The 17,896-nt window shown below is 72.4% G+C and carries 14 protein-coding genes; 12 read left to right on the top strand and 2 right to left on the bottom strand.

Annotated features, from left to right (window positions below):
- Nucleotides 1–3 precede the first annotated feature (3 nt).
- Genes rbfA through R3E98_18400 form a run of 3 tightly spaced genes read left to right on the top strand, consistent with a single transcriptional unit; the run spans nucleotide 4 to nucleotide 2,191 of the window.
- Nucleotides 4–378 (top strand): 30S ribosome-binding factor RbfA, encoded by a 375-nt coding sequence (gene rbfA / locus R3E98_18410; GenBank protein ID MEZ4425378.1) that lies wholly within the window; start codon nucleotides 4–6, stop codon nucleotides 376–378.
- The gene (truB, locus tag R3E98_18405) at nucleotides 375–1,247 is read left to right on the top strand and encodes a tRNA pseudouridine(55) synthase TruB (GenBank protein MEZ4425377.1); all 873 of its coding nucleotides are present in this window, start codon (nucleotides 375–377) and stop codon (nucleotides 1,245–1,247) included. The genes rbfA and truB overlap by 4 nt, the downstream gene beginning before the upstream one ends.
- The gene (locus R3E98_18400; protein MEZ4425376.1) at nucleotides 1,241–2,191 is read left to right on the top strand and encodes a bifunctional riboflavin kinase/FAD synthetase; all 951 of its coding nucleotides are present in this window, start codon (nucleotides 1,241–1,243) and stop codon (nucleotides 2,189–2,191) included. Before truB ends, R3E98_18400 begins: the two co-directional genes overlap by 7 nt.
- Nucleotides 2,192–2,244: 53 nt before the next feature.
- Here the strand turns inward: R3E98_18400 and R3E98_18395 are convergent, their stop codons facing one another.
- Nucleotides 2,245–3,141: a mechanosensitive ion channel family protein gene (locus tag R3E98_18395; protein MEZ4425375.1), complete on the bottom strand. Its 897-nt coding sequence runs from the start codon at nucleotides 3,139–3,141 to the stop codon at nucleotides 2,245–2,247.
- Nucleotides 3,141–3,893 carry a DUF432 domain-containing protein gene (locus tag R3E98_18390; GenBank protein MEZ4425374.1) on the bottom strand — a complete coding sequence of 251 codons (753 nt, stop codon included), beginning with the start codon at nucleotides 3,891–3,893 and terminating at the stop codon, nucleotides 3,141–3,143. Before R3E98_18390 ends, R3E98_18395 begins: the two co-directional genes overlap by 1 nt.
- A gap of 104 nt (nucleotides 3,894–3,997) precedes the next feature.
- Here R3E98_18390 and R3E98_18385 point away from each other — a divergent pair, with 104 nt between their 5' ends.
- From R3E98_18385 to R3E98_18345, 9 genes are all read left to right on the top strand, one after another.
- Nucleotides 3,998–4,594, top strand: a complete 597-nt coding sequence (locus R3E98_18385; protein MEZ4425373.1) for a sigma-70 family RNA polymerase sigma factor — start codon at nucleotides 3,998–4,000, stop codon at nucleotides 4,592–4,594.
- Nucleotides 4,591–7,083 carry a protein kinase gene (locus R3E98_18380; GenBank protein MEZ4425372.1) on the top strand — a complete coding sequence of 831 codons (2,493 nt, stop codon included), beginning with the start codon at nucleotides 4,591–4,593 and terminating at the stop codon, nucleotides 7,081–7,083. The genes R3E98_18385 and R3E98_18380 overlap by 4 nt, the downstream gene beginning before the upstream one ends.
- A 137-nt stretch (nucleotides 7,084–7,220) precedes the next feature.
- Entirely contained in the window at nucleotides 7,221–8,942 is a 1,722-nt protein-coding gene (locus R3E98_18375) for a protein kinase (protein MEZ4425371.1), read from the top strand.
- Nucleotides 8,942–9,985, top strand: a complete 1,044-nt coding sequence (locus R3E98_18370) for a PP2C family serine/threonine-protein phosphatase (protein ID MEZ4425370.1) — start codon at nucleotides 8,942–8,944, stop codon at nucleotides 9,983–9,985. Before R3E98_18375 ends, R3E98_18370 begins: the two co-directional genes overlap by 1 nt.
- Nucleotides 9,982–10,437: an FHA domain-containing protein gene (locus R3E98_18365; protein MEZ4425369.1), complete on the top strand. Its 456-nt coding sequence runs from the start codon at nucleotides 9,982–9,984 to the stop codon at nucleotides 10,435–10,437. The genes R3E98_18370 and R3E98_18365 overlap by 4 nt, the downstream gene beginning before the upstream one ends.
- A gap of 27 nt (nucleotides 10,438–10,464) precedes the next feature.
- On the top strand, nucleotides 10,465–12,099 hold the full coding sequence (locus tag R3E98_18360; GenBank protein MEZ4425368.1) for a trypsin-like peptidase domain-containing protein: 1,635 nt from the start codon (nucleotides 10,465–10,467) through the stop codon (nucleotides 12,097–12,099).
- Complete coding sequence (locus R3E98_18355; GenBank protein MEZ4425367.1) at nucleotides 12,099–12,950, top strand: transporter; 852 nt, start codon at nucleotides 12,099–12,101, stop codon at nucleotides 12,948–12,950. Before R3E98_18360 ends, R3E98_18355 begins: the two co-directional genes overlap by 1 nt.
- 103 nt (nucleotides 12,951–13,053) lie before the next feature.
- Nucleotides 13,054–13,941: a hypothetical protein gene (locus R3E98_18350; GenBank protein MEZ4425366.1), complete on the top strand. Its 888-nt coding sequence runs from the start codon at nucleotides 13,054–13,056 to the stop codon at nucleotides 13,939–13,941.
- A gap of 19 nt (nucleotides 13,942–13,960) precedes the next feature.
- Nucleotides 13,961–17,893 carry a tetratricopeptide repeat protein gene (locus R3E98_18345; GenBank protein MEZ4425365.1) on the top strand — a complete coding sequence of 1,311 codons (3,933 nt, stop codon included), beginning with the start codon at nucleotides 13,961–13,963 and terminating at the stop codon, nucleotides 17,891–17,893.
- Nucleotides 17,894–17,896 lie beyond the last annotated feature (3 nt).

The following is a 17,896-nucleotide window of genomic DNA, read 5'->3' as shown; positions in this document are numbered from 1 at the left end:
TCGATGTCCCGTCGTGCCGAACGATTGAATGAACAGGTCAAGCGCGAGACCGCGGAGATCCTGCGCCTCAAGGTCCGCGATCCCCGCGTGGAGGGGGTTCGTGTGCTCGGCGCCGAGGTCACCGCGGATCTGTGGCTCGCGCGCGTGTACGTGCGCTTTCCCGACGGCCGCGACGAACGCCGGGAGGCGCACGCAGGGCTCGCCGCGGCCGCTCCGTTCATCCGCCGGGAGCTCGGGCAGGCGCTGCGGTTGCGCCGGGTCCCGGAGCTGCGCTTCGAGGAGGATCGGACGGCGGAGGCCGCCGAGCGCATCGAAGCCCTGCTCCGCGACGTGGAGATTCCCGAAGCCCCTCCCGACGGAGCCCCGGAGGACGCGTGACCCCTGCGTACGTGCTCCCGGTGGACAAGCCGTCGGGGCCGACGTCACATGATGTGGTCGGACTCGCCCGCCGTGCGCTGGGGACCCGTCGGATCGGGCACACGGGTACGCTCGACCCCTTTGCCTCGGGACTGCTCCTCCTGTGTGTGGGCGGTGCGACGCGCATCGCCGAGTACCTGAGCGCGCAGGACAAGACGTACGAGGCGACGCTGGAGCTGGGACGCGCCACGGACACGGACGACCGCATGGGGCAGATCCGCGCCCAGGACGACGCCTGGCGGGCCGTCACCGACGCGGACGTGGTGGGCGTGCTGACCGGTTTCCAGGGGGCCCAGCTGCAGACCCCACCCCCCTACTCGGCGAAGAAGGTGGCGGGGGAGCGGGCCTACGACCGGGCGCGACGCGGCGAGACCGTGGCGCTGGAGGCCGTGCCCGTCGACATCCACGCGCTGGAGGCGCTGGCGTTCGCGCCTCCCCGTCTGGACTTCCGTGTCACCTGCTCCAGCGGGACCTACGTGCGTGCCCTGGCCCGCGACATCGGCGCCGCGCTGGGGACGAGCGCGCACCTGACGGAGCTGCGGCGGACCGCGGTGGGGCGCTTCCGCGTGGAGGAGGCGTTGGTGCCGGAGGCGTTGGGCGATGCCGAACGCGTGCGGGCCACGGCCCTGAGCCCCCTGCACGCCCTGGGGCACCTTCCTCGTGTCGCGTTGCAGGCCGACGAGGTCCGGCGCATCCGCCACGGTCAGGCCCTCCCCCCTCCGTCGGGCGTGGGCGCGGGGGTGTGCGCCCTCTCGCACGAGGACGAGCTGGTGGCCGTGGCCGAGGTGGGTCCCGACGCCCTGCGTCCTCGCAAGGTCTTCGCATGGTAGAGCCGTCCGCAATCGACCCCGCGCTGGCTCGACCGCTGCCCGAGGACGCGCGTGGAGCCGTCGTCACGGTCGGGACCTTCGACGGGGTGCATCGGGGCCACCTGGCCGTGTTCGCGGAGATCTGCCAGCGCGCCCGTTCGTCGGGACGGCGCAGCGTCCTGGTGACCTTCGATCCCCACCCGCTCCGGATCGTGCGTCCCGAGCATGCCCCGCCGCTGCTCACCACCCCCGTGGAGAAGACGGAGATCCTGGCCGAGACGGGGCTCGACTACGCGGTCTTCATCCCCTTCACGCGTGCGCTGGCGGACTATCCGCCGCGCAGGTTCGTCGAAGAGATCCTCGTCGAGCGCCTCGGCGTCTCGGAGCTGGTCATCGGGTACGACCACGGCTTCGGCAAAGGACGGAGCGGAGACGTCGAGACCCTGCGTGCCATCGGCGCCGAGCTGGGCTTCGCCGTGGATGTGGTGGAGCCGGTCCTGGCCGGCGGCGAGCCCATCTCGTCGACGCGGATCCGCCGGTCGATCGCGTCCGCAGACCTGGAGGATGCGCGCCGAGGCCTGGGCCGTCCGTATGCGGTGCGCGGCGTCGTGGTGCGGGGCGACCAGCGGGGGCGGACCCTCGGGTTCCCCACAGCCAATCTGGCCGTGCCCGTTCCCGACAAGCTCCTCCCTCCCGCCGGGATCTACGCCGTACGCACGCACGTGCGGGGCGGCACGTTCGACGGGGCCCTCCACCTGGGTCCCCGCCCGACGTTCCGCGGGGCTCCGCCCACCATCGAGGTCCACCTGCTGGACTTCGAGGGCGACCTCTACGGCGAGGAGCTGCGGGTGGACTTCATCGAGCGGCTACGGGAGGTTGCGCCGTTCGCGACCGTGGCCGATCTCGTGGCCCAGATCCGCGCCGACGTCGCGGCCGCGCGCGCGGTCCTGGCCCGGAGCCCCTGACGGGGATCGGGCGGCGGCGGGCGGACCCCGGACCGGGCGACGACGGGCGGACCTCAGACTCCACCGCCCCCGGCATCGATCGCCAGGGGCATCACCCCGGGGAGCCGGGGCATCGGCAGCCCCGCCTCGTCCAGCTTGCGCTTCATCAGCGCGGGTAGGCTGTGCTTGAGCTCACGGCGCTCCTCCTGGGTGGACCAGACCGTCAGCTTCACGTGCACGGCCGTCTCTCCGAACGACACGAAGTAGACGCGCGGCTCGGGCTCCATGAGCGAGGAAGGGTGTGCGCGCGCGGCGTCGAGCAGGATGTCGTGGACACGCTCCAGGTCGGCGTCGTAGGAGACCCGGACCACGAGATCCACCCGCCGGATGGGGAAGCGTGTGAGATTCGTGACCTCGCTGCGCATGAGGCTCTCGTTCGGTACGCGGATGAACCGGTTGTCCCAGGTGCGCAGCTTCACCGAGAGCATGCCCACCGAGAGGACGCGGCCGGCCGTGGTGCCGACCTCGATCATGTCCCCCACGACGAAGGGTCGCTCGCCCACCAGGAAGAAGCCGGCCACGATGTTGGATACGCTGGTCTGGGACGCGAAGCCCAGGGCGATCCCCACCACACCCGCGGCCCCGAGCATGGGCGTGAGGCTGAAGCCCATCTCGCGCATGACCAGCGCCACGAGGAACACCAGACCGGGATAGAACAGGAGCTTGCCCGTGATGACCCCGCGGTGGGGGCCGACCCGGCGACTCACCACGCTCCGGACCCACAGCGTGATCCAGGCGAGCAGGGGGATCCCGAGCCCGAGGATGAGGGCGACCTGCACGAGCGAGCCGGCTTCGTCCGGGGTGGGGACGACCGCCGGTGCGACGGCGACGACCGTGTCGGTGAGCGGAGCGGTCGCGGTGTCGGCCAGCGCCTGTGCGGTGTCGGCGATCTGCTGGAGACGCGGGAGCATCAGTAGAGCTCGAGGCTGCGGAGATGGGCGAAGGTGAGCGCGCGCAGGCCGCGCGGCAGCAGCAGGCGCGGCCCCTGCACGCGGGGAGCATCCGGCTCGAACGCCGGGGGAGCGCCGCTCACGTCCACGGCAGCATCGGCCTCTCCCAGGTAGACGATGCGGGCCTCGTCGGTGACGAAGCCCCGTCTGGTGCGGAACAGCGAGTGCTGCGGAGCGCGGATCGCGAGGCGGTCCACCTCCAGCACCCGCGTCGAACGGTTCGCGATGCGCAGGACACAGACGGCCCGGGTGGGCGCCGCCGTGGCGATGTCCGCCTCGGCATGCTCGACCTCGGCGGGAAGCCAATAGGCCAGCTCGCCTCGCGTCTTGCCCCCCCACCAGGTCTGACTCAAGACCGCGCTCGGGAGCTCCGCCAGGAGCGTGCGCTCCTCGTCCTCCAGGTGGACCTGGGCCCAGATGGGCAGGTGGACCTGCAGGCGGGTCTCGGCGCCCGGGGCGAGCCGGAACGGGTTGCGCACGCCCACGACCACGGGGCGGTCCGGGAGGGCGGGCGCCACCTCCACGGAGGTGGCGGGGCCGGGGGCGGCCCACCGCTCCTCGCGGGTCGGGCCAAAGCCCGTGAGGGGGCCGACCGGTGCGTCGATCCCCACCACGAGCGCGCCGCGCTCGATGCGTAGATGGACGGCGAGGTCCCCCACCACCCGGTGGACGGCCTCGTATTCGGACACGGTGAAGTGGCCCCAGGGCTCCATGTCCCTACACGCGCAGGAGCGGGCCTCGGGGGATCGGCCGTTCCCCCGCCGGCTCCGATCGGCTAGTGTTGCCCGTCGGGCTCAGAACAGTCGGAGGCATTGCCGTGGGCTCCCCCCGCCCCAGCGACGTGACGCGCCTTCTCGACGGATTCGCCTCGGGAGACGACGAGGCGCAGGCCGCGCTGTTGCACGTCGTCTACGATGAGCTGCGTGCGTTGGCCCGCGCCCACCTGCGGGCCGAGGTGGACGGGCATACCCTCCAGCCGACCGCCCTCGTCCACGAAGCCTACCTGAAGCTGGTGCAGCAGCGCGTGCCCCACTGGAGCGGGCGCGCGCACTTCTTCGGGATCGCCGCCCAGGCCATGCGTCGCATCCTGGTGGACCACGCCCGGCGCCGCAGCGCCGCCAAACGGGGGGGCGGGCGGGCCGTGACCCTCATCGACGGTCTGGCCGCCCGCGAGGGGCCGGGCGTGGACGTGGTGGCCCTGGACAAGGCCCTGGCCGAGCTGGAGCGCACCGATCCGCGCGCGGCCCGCATCGTCGAGATGCGCTTCTTCGCCGGCCTGGAGATTGCCGAGGTGGCGCAGGCCATCGGCGTCTCCGAGCCTACGGTCAAGCGCGACTGGCGCCACGCCAAGGCCTGGCTCTACCGGCACCTGTCCGAGGACGGCCCGGCTCCGGAGGGTGCGCCGGCGGGATGATGTCCGACCGGCGCGAACGCGTGAAGGCGCTCCTCGACCAGGTCCTGGACCTGGAGCCGGAGCGGCGCGACGCCTTCCTGGCGCGCGAATGCGGCTCCGATCCCGACCTCCTGACCGAGGTGCGAAGCCTCATGACGGCGTTGGACGGCGCCGACGATCCGCTGGAGCGACCTGCGCTCGCCGGCAGCGGCACCCCCTTTGGCCGGGAGGGGTCCGTGATCGGCGCGTACCGCTTGCTGCGTCGCATCGGCGAAGGCGGCATGGGCGTCGTCTACGAGGCGGAGCGTGCGGACCAGCAGTTCGACCGGCGTGTCGCCATCAAGCTGATCCACGCCTACGGCCACAGCGAGGAGGTCATCCGCCGCTTCCGGCAGGAACGGCAGATCCTGGCGACGCTCGCCCACCCCAACATCGTGTCCATGCTGGACGGCGGGGTGGCTCCGGACGGCCGGCTCTTCCTCGTGATGGAGTACGTGGAGGGCCAACGGATCGACGACTGGGTGGTTGAACGCGGTCTGTCCGTGGAGGCGCGCATCGACCTCTTCCGACAGGTCTGTGCGGCCGTGCAGTACGCGCACCAGAACCTGGTCGTGCACCGCGACCTCAAGCCCGGCAACATCCTGGTGACCCGGGACGGGGTGGTGAAGCTCCTCGACTTCGGCGTGGCCAAGATGCTGGACCCGGGCACCGATCCCGAACGCACGGTGACCGAGGCGGGTGCCCGGGCCCTGACGCCCGCCTACGCCAGCCCGGAGCAGCTGCGCGGGGAGCCGGTCACGCTGCTCTCCGACATCTACGCGCTCGGTGTGGTGCTGTACGAGCTGCTTGCAGGTCGCGGGCCCTACGCGTTCGGGGGCGAGTCCCTCTTCGAGATCGAGCGCATCGTCAGCTCGCGCGAGCCGACCCGACCCAGCGCCGCCGTCGCCTCCGCGGATGCGGGCGCGCTGCGCCCCCGCGTCCGGGCGCAGGAGCTGCGCGGCGATCTGGACCAGATCATCCTCACGGCCATCCGCAAGGAGCCGGAGCGCCGCTATCCCTCCGCGGCCCAGCTCGGGGAGGACCTGCGCCGCTTCCTCAGCGGACGACCCGTGCTCGCGCAACCGGATACGCTGCGCTACCGGGCGCGCAAGTTCGTGCAACGCCACCGGTCGTCCATGGCCGTGGCGGTGGTCGGTTCGCTGGCGCTCGCCGTGGGGGTGGCGGGCGCAGCGGTGCAGGGTGCACGCGCACGCCTGGCGCAGGCGCGGGCCGAGCAGCAGGCGCAGGACGTCCGTCGTCTCCTCGGCGCGCTGGTCTTCGATGTACACGATGCCATCTCGGACCTTCCCGGTGCCACGGAGGCGCGAGCGCTCCTGCTGGATCGCGCCTACGCGAGCCTGGAGGGGCTCGCGGGGGACGTGGAAGGCGATCCGGCGCTCGAATGGGAGGTGGCCGAGGCGCTCCTCCGTCTCGGGCTGGCGCAGGGCCAGCCGGCCGGTGCCAGCCTCGGCGATCTGGGAGCGGCGGCGCGCAGCTACGAGATGGGCATCGCGCTGGCCCGCTCGGCGGTCCACGAGCGTCCCGACAGCATGCGCTACCGGCGCACCCTCGCCGTCCTGCAGGAGCAGCTGGGGGACGCGCTCGCGTTCCGCGGTGACGTGGAAGGCGGGGTGGATCTGGCCCGGGCGGCGCTCTCGGGGTACCGGATCATCGCCGAGCAGCATCCCGACAGCGTGCGCCACGCCCTCTCCGTGGTCATCAGCCTCGTCAAGCTGGGCGACCTGACCGGCAACCCCAACTTCCCCAATCTGGCACGCCCCGATTCGGCGCGGGCCGTCTACGGGGAGGCCGAGCAGCGCCTGGAGGCGCCGCCCCTGGGGGCTGCGGAGGGGTGGGGCGTGCGACGCTTCCGGGCGCTGGTCCAGGAGCGGATCGGCACCCTGGCCCGTCAGCGAGGCGACGGCGCCGCGGCCCGGACCGCCTTCGAGGCATCCCTGCGCATGCGTCGGCAGCTGGCCGCCGAGGCCCCGAACAACGTGGATGCCCAGCGCGACGTGGGCGTGGCCCATCAGAACGTCTGTGAGCTCGAGGCGGCGGCCGGCGCGGTGAGCCGCGCCGCGCCCCACTGCACGGCGGCCCTGGACGTCTATCGGACGCTCCATATCCAGGACACGAGCAACGCCCAGGGCCTCACCGACGTGGCCTCCGGCCACCGATCGCTGGCCAGCCTCTCCGAGGAGGCAGGGCACGTCGACGACGCGTTGTCCCACTACGCCGAGGCCCGCACCTGGCTGTTGCGCCGCCTCGACCGGGACGGGACGGACGCCCGCAGCCGGCTCGAGCTGGCACGGGTCGAAGCGCTGCATTCGCGCCTCGCCCGGCTGCACGGTCGACCCGCCCCCTATCGCGCCGAGGCGTCGAGCCGGCTGGAGGCCCTGATCGAAGCCGGCCTGGCCACCCCGGAGGACCAGGCGCTCCTCCACGCGCTCCGGACCGGCTTCCGGACCTGATCCCGCCCGCGGGGCCGTCCCTCCCGGGGAGGCGACGCCCCGGGTCCGGGCCCCCGCCGCCCTGCGCGGTCCTCGCCCCGTGATCCCTCCGACCTCCGCCTCGCGCGTGTCAGGCGACACGCCAGCACGGGGGAGGCATGGTCGGCGAACAGATCGGGCGGTACCGGATCGAGTCGGAGCTCGGGCGGGGGGGCATGGGTGTGGTGTACCGCGCCACCCAGGTGACCCTCAACCGCACCGTCGCGGTCAAGATGCTCCCGCGCCAGCTCGCGGACGACGAGAACCTGGAGCGCTTCCGGCGTGAAGCGCAGACACTCGCGCAGCTCGCCCACGAAGGCATCGTGCACATCTACGATGTGGAGGAGCACGAGGGCTCGCACTTCATCATCATGGAGTTCGTGGGCGGCGGCTCGTTGGGGGGGGTGATCGAGCGCGAGTCGCCGCTCCCCGTGGATCGCACCCTCGAGATCACCGCCCAGGTCGCGAGCGCGCTGGCGGCCGCGCACCGCCGCGGCATCATCCACCGCGACATCAAACCCGACAACATCCTCTTCAACGAGGAGGGTCGCCCGCGGCTGACGGACTTCGGCATCGCGCACATGCGCGACGGCAACTCGAAGACCAAGACCGGTGTGATGCTGGGGACCCCGTACTACATGTCCCCGGAGCAGGCCCGCGGCCGCTCGGTCACGCCCGCGAGCGACCTCTACGCGCTCGGGGTCCTGATGTACGAGATGCTGACCGGCGAGGTGCCGTTCCAGGGCGAGGACGCCGTCGCCATCGCCATCCAGCACATCCAGCAGCAGGCGCCGGCGCTGTCCGAGAAGGCCCCCGGCACGCCGGCGACGGTGATCGCGATCGTCGAGCGTCTGATGGCCAAGGATCCCGAGCAGCGCTTCGCCGACGCGGAGGCCCTGCTCCAGGCCCTCTACGAGGCCGGTGGGGTGGGGGGCACGACGCTCGGCCGCACCTCCGGGCGGTTCACCGCGGTCGGGGCGGGTGCGGCGGCCGCGCCGGAGGCCGAGGCGTCGCGGACGGGTGGGTTCGCCGACAAGGCGCGCCAGCTGGCCGCCGCCACGGGCGGGGCCGCCGCCACCGGAGGGGCCGCGGTCTCCGCTCGCCTGAACCGCCCCTCGTTCGCGGGGCTGCCGCGATCGGTGTGGGCGGGCATCGGCGTCTTCGCCGTGGCCGGCGCCGCGCTGCTCATTCCCCGCGGTGGGGACGACCCGCCGCCCCCTGTCGTCGGGCCGGGGGTCTCCTCGCTCCCGGCGTCCGGCCCGCGTAACGCGCCGCCCTCCGCCACGTCGAATCCCGCCCCCGTCTCGGCAGAGGACGCCGATCGGATCGCGGGGATCGTGACGGGACCGCCCGCGACGCCGACGAACACACCGGAGCGCCAGCCGGAGTCGACCCCCGCCAACCGGACGGCCCCCGACCGGCGTGCGGTCGAACCCGAGACCCCACCGGTCAAGCCGACGCCGGACCCGCCCCCGGAGCGGAGGACGGGTTCGTCCTTCGACGAGGGCGCGGCGCGGCGGGAGATCCGCGCGCTGGTGGAGCGCCAGCGACGGGCGACGGAAGCCGCCGACCTGCGCGCCCTCCTCGCGGACGTCCATCCCGATCTGCGCGAGGAGGCCTCGTTCGACATGCAGGCCATGATGGCGACTGCGGACCAGGTGCGTTCCGAGGTCTCCGACATCCAGATCGAGTTCGAGGACACGGAGGTCGCCTACGTCGCGTTCGCGGTCCGGCTCACCGGTCGGCTGCTCGCAACGGGGGAGCGTGTGCTGATCGCCGATACCATGGCGTCCTGGACGCTGCTCAACGAGAGCGGCCGCTGGCTCATCTGGGAGTGGTGATGGAACCCTGGCGATTCCTCTTCGCCGGCCGCTCCGACACGGGCCGGCAACGCGAGCGCAACGAAGACGCGTTCGGACTGTACGCGGCGCCGCCGTCGGCCGTCGATCCGTCCTTCCGTGCCATGTTCGTCGTCGCGGACGGGCTGGGTGGGCACAGTGGGGGCGACGAGGCCAGTCGGCTCGTCGTCGACAGCCTCCAGTCCTCCGCCGTCGAGCTCGAAGGACGCCGCATCGACGCCGGCCTGTGGCTCGACCGCCTGCTCCGTGAGATCCACCGCACGTTGCTGGGTCGGGGAGACGCGAACGATCGCGCGTCGCAGATGGGCAGCACCGTCACGGCCGCCGTGGTCGATGCCGACCATCGGCTCGTCATCGGTCACGTGGGCGACACCCGCCTGTACCGCCTGCGCGCGGGTGCATTCGAGCAGCTCACGCAGGACCATTCCTGGGTGGCGGAGCAGCAACGTGCCGGACTCCTGACGGAGGAGGAGGCCGAGGCCTTCGAGCACCGCAACTGGCTCACGCAGTCGCTGGGCGTGGGGGAGCAGCTCCAGGTGGACCTCTACCACGAGGAGCTCGTCGAGGGAGATCGCTACCTGCTCTGCAGCGATGGCCTGCACGGATTGGTGCGGGATCCCGTGCTCGCGCGGGTGTTGGCGGAGGAGGCCGACCCGGACGCGGCTTGTGCCCATCTGATCGACCTGGCGAACGAGGCCGGCGGCACCGACAACGTGACCGCGGTGATCGTCCACGCGGTGGCCGCCCGGGCGGTCCCGGCCACGCTTCCGGGTGCGCCGGCGGTGGAGGATGCGCGCCCCGGCGCCTCCGGTCGGGTCCGGATGGGACTCGGTCTGGCCGTCCTGATCGCCGCCTCCCTTCTGGCCGCCGGGCGCTGGAGCACGCCGGCACCGGAGCCCGAGCCCACCCCCGAGCCCCCCGCGGCCACGGCGACGATCCCCGACAGCGGCGCTCTGCGCGTGAACGCTGAACCGACGGACGAGACGAGCGCCGAGCCGGATTCCACCCCGAGGAGTGAACGATGAGTGATCTCGACAAGACGCAGAAGGTGTCCAACCCCGCGTTGGCCAAGACCGTCCGGATCGATCCGGAGGAGCTGGAGCGGGAGATGAAGGGGCGCGACGACAGCGGTCGCAAGACCGTGGTGATGCAGCGTCCTCCCGAGATCTCGGCCATCGGGTGGTTGGTGGGCGACCGCGGGCAGCATCGCGGACAGATGCACAGGATCGATGCGGCCAAGGCCGTCGTGGGCGTGGATTCTCTGTGCGAGGTCGTGATCAAGCACGACCACATCTCGGATCGGCACGCCAGCATCCGCTTCAAGGACGGCGCTTTCATCATCACCGACCTCGACAGCACCAACGGCACGTCGGTCAACGGCGAGTCCATCCACCAGCACCCGCTTGCGGACGGAGACCGGGTCTCCTTCGGCTCGTCCGAGTGGGTCTTCAAGTGTGTGGTTTTCCAGGACAACTAGCTCACGGCGATCCCGAGGAGAGAGAAGATGATGAGAAGGCAGAAGGCGTTCGCCCTGCTGGCTGGCCTGGCCGCGCTCGGCGCGCTCCTGCCGCTGCGCGCGGGCGCCCAGGACCTGGACGCGGACGAGCGTCAGCGGCTGTACTACCAGGTCAAGCCGGCCACCGTGCTGGTGTGGCTGTCGGCGCAGGCGGACATCGTCGTCCCCACCGGCGACAACGACTTCACCCAGCTCCAGGCCCAGATGAGCGGCAGCGGATCCGGGTGGATCGTCACGCCGGACGGGTTCGTGGTGACCAACGGGCACGTGGTCGAGCTCTATGAGGAGGCCAACGAGAACCAGCTCAAGGGCCAGCTCCTCTACAGCGCGCTCGAGTCCGGCGGCGTATTCGATCGGATCGCACAGCAGCGCGGCGGCGCCCTGTCGGAGAACGACAAGTACCAGATCACGAGCGATCTGCTGGGCAAGTCGCAGATCACCCTCCGCAAGAGCCTGGACGTCTATCTGCAGAACTGGCAGAAGATGCCGGCGGAGGTTCGTGCCTACAGCCCGCCGATGAGCAACCTGCCCGGCAAGACGTCCTTCCCCTGGCAGGGCTCGCGCGAATCGGGCAGCGACGTGGCCGTCCTCAAGGTGGCGGGCCGGGACCTGCCGACCGTGAAGATCGGCGACTCCGATCGCGTGCAGATCGGGGACGAGATCTTCGTGGGGGGCTACCCGGGCACGGTGCTGCTGCACCCGTACCTGAGCCCGGAGTCGCAGATGCAGGCCAGCTTCACGCGGGGGCAGGTCTCCGGCGTGAAGGTGGCGGTGGGCGGCAACAGCGTCATCCAGATGGACGCGGCCATCACGCACGGCAACAGCGGTGGGCCCGTGTTCAACGGCCAGGGTGAGGTCGTGGGGATGGCCACCTTCGGCAGCATCCAGGGCAACCAGATGGTGCAGGGCTTCAACTTCGCCGTGCCGTCCAACGTCGCCCGCGGCTACCTGCCGGCCACGGCGGCGCCGACGGAAGGCATGTTCGATCGCACCTGGACGCGCGCGCTCGACGCCTACTACGGCGGCGACTACGGCGCGGCCATCGCCTCGTTCGACGAGGCCGCCCGCATCCTGCCCGACCTGCCGGACGCCAGCACGCTGCGGCTGAACGCCATGCAGGCCCGTGACCGGGGCGAGGGGACGTCCTCGACCGGCGGCGGGGGCGGCGGAGGCGGCATCCCCACGTGGGCCATCCTGGCGGCGGTGGCGGTCGGAGGCCTGCTGGTCTTCTCCGGTCTGGCCTCGAAGCGGAAGGCGGCGCCCGTCGGTGGCGCTCCGGCGAGCGCGAGCGCGGCGCGTGCCGGCAACGGCCGCCCGGCCGCGGCGGCCTCCAAGAGCGCGCACCTGGTGGCCCAGGCCGGCTCGCTGGCGGGCAACCGGTTCACGGTGACGGGGGCGGGAGTGAAGATCGGCCGCGACCCCGCCGTGTGTCAGGTCGTGCTGTCCGACAGCAGCGTCTCGCGCGAGCACGCCGTGGTGCTGAGCACCGGAGACGGGTTCGTGGTGAAGAACCTGAGTGGCACCAACCCGACGTACGTGAACGACCGCCCCATCCAGGAAGCCACGATCAAGAGCGGCGACCGGATCAAGGTGGGCGGGTCCATCTTCTCCCTGGAGGCGTGATGAGAGCGGGTGTCCTGCTGGTGGGGCTGAGCCTGGGTGCGAGCGCGCCCCTGTCGGCGCAGCTCGGTGCGATCGGTGCGGCGACGGGCGCTGCCGCCGTCTCGACGGAGGAAGGCATCAATTCCGCACCCCTGCTCTCGGAGAGCGGTCTGGTGCTGGGCGACGGCTGGGCGGTCAATGCGGGCTTCAGCCTCGTCGAGACCGAGGTGCTGCTGTTCGACGGCTTCGGCGGTTCGGAGCAGGCGACCTTCTCGTCCACCGGGCTGTCGGTGTCGGGGGTCTTCGCTCCCAACCCCGATCTCATGCTCGGCGCCACGATCACGCCCTATCTGGGTGTGATGCTCGAGAGCCCCTCCGGAAGCTCGGACGACAGTGGACGGGGAGACGCCTCCCTCTTCGCGAAGTACCGTGCGTGGCGCTCCCAGGACGGCCGTTCCAGCTTCGCGGCGACCGGCTCGGTGCGGTTGCCCGTCGCGTCGGACGGGTTCGGTCAGGAAGGCGCGTCGGTCGGCGCCTCCGGTGCCATCAGCCACCGGCTGGGCGGCGGGAGCCCGCTCACGCTGCACGGCTCGCTGGGCTTCAGCGTCCCGACCAACGAGGACGACGGTGTGACCGCCGTCAACTTCTCCGGGGCCGGCGTCTACCGCACGAGCGAGCGCTTCGCGTTCAGCGGTGAGCTGCTGGGGGCGAGCGCCGACGGGGAGTACATCGTCAACCTGGCGCCCGGTGCCCGCATCTCGGCCGGGCAGAACTGGCTCGTGGACCTGGCTCTGGCCTTCAACGTGGGCACGAGCCTCGAGGTGTCTCCGTTCGACTACGGCTTCTTCGTCGGCGGCACCTACGTGCCCTGATGTGAGGCTCGGGGGGGCGGACCGCCGGTCCGCCCCCCCCGCCGCGTTCGGTCCCGGTCGGCGACCGCGACGACCGGCTCCCCCCCCTGGCCCCGGATCCCCCATGCGCGCGTTCCTGCCGTCGCTGCTCCTCGCCCTGCTGCTGCTGGACCCCGCCGGCCTGGTCGCCCAGACCGGTTCGACGCCCGGGTTGCGGAGGGTCCCGGACGGATCGGGAGACGGCCAGTCGTGGTTCGCCGGCCGCCAGCTGCCCCGGCCGTTGCGCCTGGAGATCACCGGCGTGGGCGAAGAGACCGCGTGCCGGCACACCGCCGTGGTCTTCAGCCCGACCGAGAACGGCAGCGCGTCGCCCGACACGGTCTACGGCGACTGGCAGGACACGCGCTGCATCGCCCGCGTGCGTTGGAACCTGTCCGATCGGGTGGGTCGGCAGCACCTGCAGGCGTCCCTGGCCGGTCGACCCGACGAGCGCACGCTCTTCGAGGCCACGGGCCGACAAGGAGCGCGGGTGTTCTTCGGGGTCGGCTACACCCCACGGCAGGACTCCTACACGCAGCTGGTGACGCGCAGCGACACCGCCATCGTGCAGCAGGGCGACACCACACGCTATCTCGTCCACGACAGCACCTTCGTACGGACGGTGGACGCCAAGGCGGGTGTGTTTCCCATCATGGGCGTGGACTTCCCGCTGTGGCCGTCGCTCGGGCGGGTCCGGCTGTCCGCCGCCATGTCGGTCCGGCAGGACAACGTCTTCTTCTTCGGGATGTCCGGGCTGCAGGCCTTCGTGTTCGGAGAGAACGCGGAAGCCTCGGCCATCGACCTGCACCTGGGCCTCCAGCTCAGTCGCCGGGACGTGGGTCTGCAGGGGGCCGCCTGCACACCGGCCCGGTTCTGTCAGCGCTCGGACCTGCGCGTGGCGGGCTTCAGCCTCCTGCTGACGGTGGACAGCGCGTCCGCGTTCCGGGGGCTGGCGTCGACGATCCTGCGGTGAGGTACGGGAGCGCGGGCCCGTGACCACGCTGCGCATCTTCGTCTCCTCCCCGGGAGACGTCGCCGCGGAGCGCGAGCTCGCGCGCCGGGTCGTGGATCGGCTGCAGGGCGAGTTCGCGGGTCGCGTGGTCCTGGAGCCCGTGCTCTGGGAGCACGAGCCGCTGGTGGCCACCCACACCTTCCAGACCCAGATCGTGCGTCCGTCCGAGACGGACGTCACCGTCTGCATCCTCTGGTCGCGTCTCGGCACCCGTCTGCCCAAGGAGTTCACGCGCCCGGACGGTCGCCGCTATGCGTCCGGCACGGAGTTCGAGTTCGAGGACGCGGTGGAAGGCTACCGCACCCAGGGGCGACCCGACCTGCTCGTGTACCGGAAGACCACCGATCCGGTCGTGAGCCTCTCCGATCCGGACGAGCTGCTGCGCAAGCTGGAGCAGAAGCGGGCGCTCGACGCCTTCATCCAGCACTGGTTCATCGACGAGGAGGAGGGGACGCTCCGGGGGGCGTTCCACAGCTTCGACCGACCCGAGCAGTTCGAGGCGCTCCTGGAAACGCACCTGCGCAAGGTGGTGGAGCGCAGACTCCCGACCCGGTCGATCCGACCCGAGCCGGTGGGGGCACGGTGGACGAAGGGTTCTCCGTTCCGAGGTCTGCAGGCGTTCGACGTCGAGCACGCCGACGTGTTCTTCGGGCGCACGGCAGCGATCGGCGAGGTCCTCGATGCGCTCAAGCTGCAGCACGAGGCGGGTCGGGCCTTCGTGCTGGTCGTCGGGCAGAGCGGGGGCGGGAAGTCGTCGCTGGCGCGGGCGGGCGTGCTCCCGCTCCTCACACGACCGGGGGTGGTGGAGGGCGTGGGGCTGTGGCGCCGCGCCATCCTGCGACCGGGGGACGCCGAGGGCGATCTCCTCGACGGGCTGACGGCCGCGCTCCTCTCCGACACCGCGCTGCCCGAGCTGGCGGAGGCCGTGGGAGGCGCAGCGAGCCTGGCCCCCCTCCTGCGCGATTCGCCCTCGGCGCTGCCCGCGCTGCTCCGGTCCGCGCTGGCGGTCGTGGAGGCGCGCGCAGGGGCGGGCGCACGGGCGGGGCTGGCTCTGCTGGTGGACCAGCTCGAGGAGATCTTCACCCAGGCGGACGACGACGAGCGCCAGCGTTTCGCTCGCGCGCTCGATGTGCTGGCCCGGAGCGGGGTCGTCTGGATCGTGGGCACGCTCCGCGCGGATGTCTATCCGCGTCTGGCCGAGGTCCCGATCCTCCTCGAGCTGAAGGAGGGCATGGGCCAGCACGACCTGCGCGCGCCGACCCCGGCGGAGCTGGGGCAGATCGTGCGCCACCCGGTGGCCGCCGCCGGCCTCCGCCTGGAGGAGGACCCGGCAACGGGTCAGCGTCTGGAGGACGTGCTGCGGGATGCGGCCGCGCGCACGCCGAACCCGCTTCCCCTCCTCGAGTTCACGCTGGAGGAGCTGTATCAGCAGCGCACACCGGAGGGGGTGCTGACGCTCTCCGCCTACGACGCCATCGGCGGCATGGAGGGCAGCCTGGCCCGCCGCGCCGAGGAGGCGTTCCAGGGATGTTCGGCAGAGGCCCGGGGGGCGTTCCACCGCGTGATGAGGCAGCTGGTGGTCATCGCCGATCCGGAGGATGCCGGGACCGTCGGTGCGCGGCGTGCACCGCGCGAGCGGGTGGCCTCCGACTCGGCATCCGCGGCGCTCGTGGACGCGCTCGTCGAGGCGCGGCTCCTGGTCAGCGACCTGGGTCGGGACGGCACACCGGTGGTGGGCATCGCGCACGAGGCGCTCCTGCGCCACTGGCCTCGCCTGACGGAGTGGCTGGAGGACGACCGGGACCTGCTCAAAGCGCGCGCGCGATTGGCGCAGGCCGCCCGCCGCTGGATGGAGGAGGGTCGCTCTCCCGACTTCGTCCTGCCGCCGGGCAAGCCGCTCGAGGAGGCCAGGGACGTGCAGGCGCGCGGCAGCGGCCTGAGCGCGCTCGAGCAGGAGTTCCTGGAGGTGTCGCTCTTCCGGGCGCGACGGTTCGTGCGGCTGCGACGGGCCGCGTTCGCGGCGCTCACGCTGCTGACGCTCACCGCGGGCGGGCTGGCCTGGAGCGCGCACACCGCGCGCGTGCGCGCGTCCGAGGAGGCCTTGAGCGCGACGCGCACCCACCAGTTCACGATCGGACTCCTGGCCCGATCCGGCAGCCCGCTGTACACCGGTGGGGCGGAGTGGTCCGTCAAGGAGCTGCTGGACCACGGCACGCGCCTGCTGCTGGACGAAGACGAGCTCTCCGACGTGCCGCTCACACGGGCGCGGGCGCTCCTGGAGTGGTCCCGCCCGTACGAAATCAGACAGGAGTACGCCACGGCGCTGCGCCTCACGCGTCGGGCGCTGGCGGTGCAGGAGGAGCAGGCCGGGGTGCCCGACTCCGTCCGCGCCCGCACCTGGCTGACGTTGGGCGAAGACCTGCTGGAGCTGGACAGCCTGGACACCGCGCGACCGTACCTGGAGCAGGCGGCGTCCGCGCTGGCGGGGAGCGCGCTGGGCGCCCGTGCCCGTGCCTCCCTGGGAGCGCTCCGGCTCGCGGCGGGAGACGCCGCGGCGGCGGCGCCGCTGCTGGAGGAGGCGCTGGAGGAGGTGGGCGCGGCCGACACCGTCCTGCGGATCGCGACGCTCACCACGCTCGGACGCGTGCGAGACCTGGAGCAGCGTCGCGACGACGCGGAGGCCGTGTATCGCGAAGCGCTGGCGTTGGCCGATGGCCTCGAGGGCGGACGGCGGCCCGACGCCTACGCCTCGGTGGCGCAGTACCTGGCGTCGGTGCTGTCGGCCACCGGTCGTGAGGGGGAGGCGGACTCGGTGCTCGCCGAAGCCGAGCGCCGACAGGTCGGGATCTTCGGTCCGGAGCACGGAGACGTTGCGGTGACGGTCAAGCTCCGTGGCGCGCTCGCGCGCGAGCGCGGCGACCTGATCGCGGCGGACAGCCTGCTCGCGCGTGCGCTCGCGATCGAGCGCGCGGCCTTCGGAGCGCGCCACAGCCACCCGGCCATCACGACGTTGGAGCTGGCCCAGCTGCGGATGCGCCAGGGTCGCTTCGAGGATGCGGCGGCGCTCGCCGACGAGGGGCGGAGCGTCCTGGCGGAGGGCCTGGGGCCTCACCACCCACGCGTCCTGACGGCCTGGATGGTCCTGGCCAACGTGTACCGCGTGGCGGGGCGACCGGCCGACGCGTTGGCCGCCTACGACTCCTCCTTGGTCGTGGAGACGGCGGCCGACGTCGGAGGCGATGGCGGCGGCTACGGCGCGCGCCTGGCGGCGCGCGGTACGCTGCGGGCGGAGATGGGGGACCGCGTCGGTGCCGAGGCCGACCTGGGCCGCGCGCTCGAGGTCGCGCGCGCGGCCGGAGACACCGCGCAGATGCTCACGTGGTTGGACAGCCTGGAGGAAGCCTTCTACGCGCTCGGCGACTTCGCGCTGGCGCTGGAGCGGGCGGAGGAGGCGCTCGCGCTCCGACGGGAGTGGCTCCCACCGGGCGATCCCGCGATCGCGTCCACGCTGGGCGAGGTGGCCTTCTACACGGCCGCGCGCGGTGACACGGCGCGCGCGCTGATGCTGGTCCGCGAGGGCTGGGATCTGCTGGACGCCCTCGAGCGCCCGGGCACCGATGCCTTCGAGGCGCATCGTGCGCTGCTCAATCCGCTGGCGGTGCTGGAGGAATGGAGCATGGTGGCGGAGCGGGCCGGTGTCCTGCGCGCGCTGCTGGAGCAAGCGGCGCCGCCGCGGCCGGAGGAGCTGGCGGACGTGCTGCTCTACGAGGCCGGTGTGCGCGCCGACCTGGGGCAGGGCGCGGAGGCGGTGCGCCTCGCCCGGCGCGGTGTCGCGCTGTTGGAGCAGAACTACGGCTCCGGCCACCCCCGGACGGAGCGGGCGCGCGGGTTGCTGCGCCAGATCGGCGGATAGGCC

The organism is Gemmatimonadota bacterium (assembly GCA_041390125.1).
Classification (GTDB): domain Bacteria; phylum Gemmatimonadota; class Gemmatimonadetes; order Longimicrobiales; family Gaopeijiaceae; genus JAGQIF01.
This window is presented reverse-complemented; position numbering and strand designations above follow the sequence as displayed.

Coding starts and splice junctions, on each gene's coding strand:
- R3E98_18370 (MEZ4425370.1), top strand. CDS start 8,942: ATGGAACCCTGGCGATTCCTCTTCGCCGGCCGCTCCGACACGGGCCGG.
- R3E98_18380 (MEZ4425372.1), top strand. CDS start 4,591: ATGATGTCCGACCGGCGCGAACGCGTGAAGGCGCTCCTCGACCAGGTC.
- R3E98_18350 (MEZ4425366.1), top strand. CDS start 13,054: ATGCGCGCGTTCCTGCCGTCGCTGCTCCTCGCCCTGCTGCTGCTGGAC.
- R3E98_18390 (MEZ4425374.1), bottom strand. CDS start 3,893: ATGGAGCCCTGGGGCCACTTCACCGTGTCCGAATACGAGGCCGTCCAC.
- rbfA (MEZ4425378.1), top strand. CDS start 4: ATGTCCCGTCGTGCCGAACGATTGAATGAACAGGTCAAGCGCGAGACC.
- R3E98_18365 (MEZ4425369.1), top strand. CDS start 9,982: ATGAGTGATCTCGACAAGACGCAGAAGGTGTCCAACCCCGCGTTGGCC.
- R3E98_18375 (MEZ4425371.1), top strand. CDS start 7,221: ATGGTCGGCGAACAGATCGGGCGGTACCGGATCGAGTCGGAGCTCGGG.
- R3E98_18395 (MEZ4425375.1), bottom strand. CDS start 3,141: ATGCTCCCGCGTCTCCAGCAGATCGCCGACACCGCACAGGCGCTGGCC.
- R3E98_18400 (MEZ4425376.1), top strand. CDS start 1,241: ATGGTAGAGCCGTCCGCAATCGACCCCGCGCTGGCTCGACCGCTGCCC.
- R3E98_18355 (MEZ4425367.1), top strand. CDS start 12,099: ATGAGAGCGGGTGTCCTGCTGGTGGGGCTGAGCCTGGGTGCGAGCGCG.
- R3E98_18360 (MEZ4425368.1), top strand. CDS start 10,465: ATGATGAGAAGGCAGAAGGCGTTCGCCCTGCTGGCTGGCCTGGCCGCG.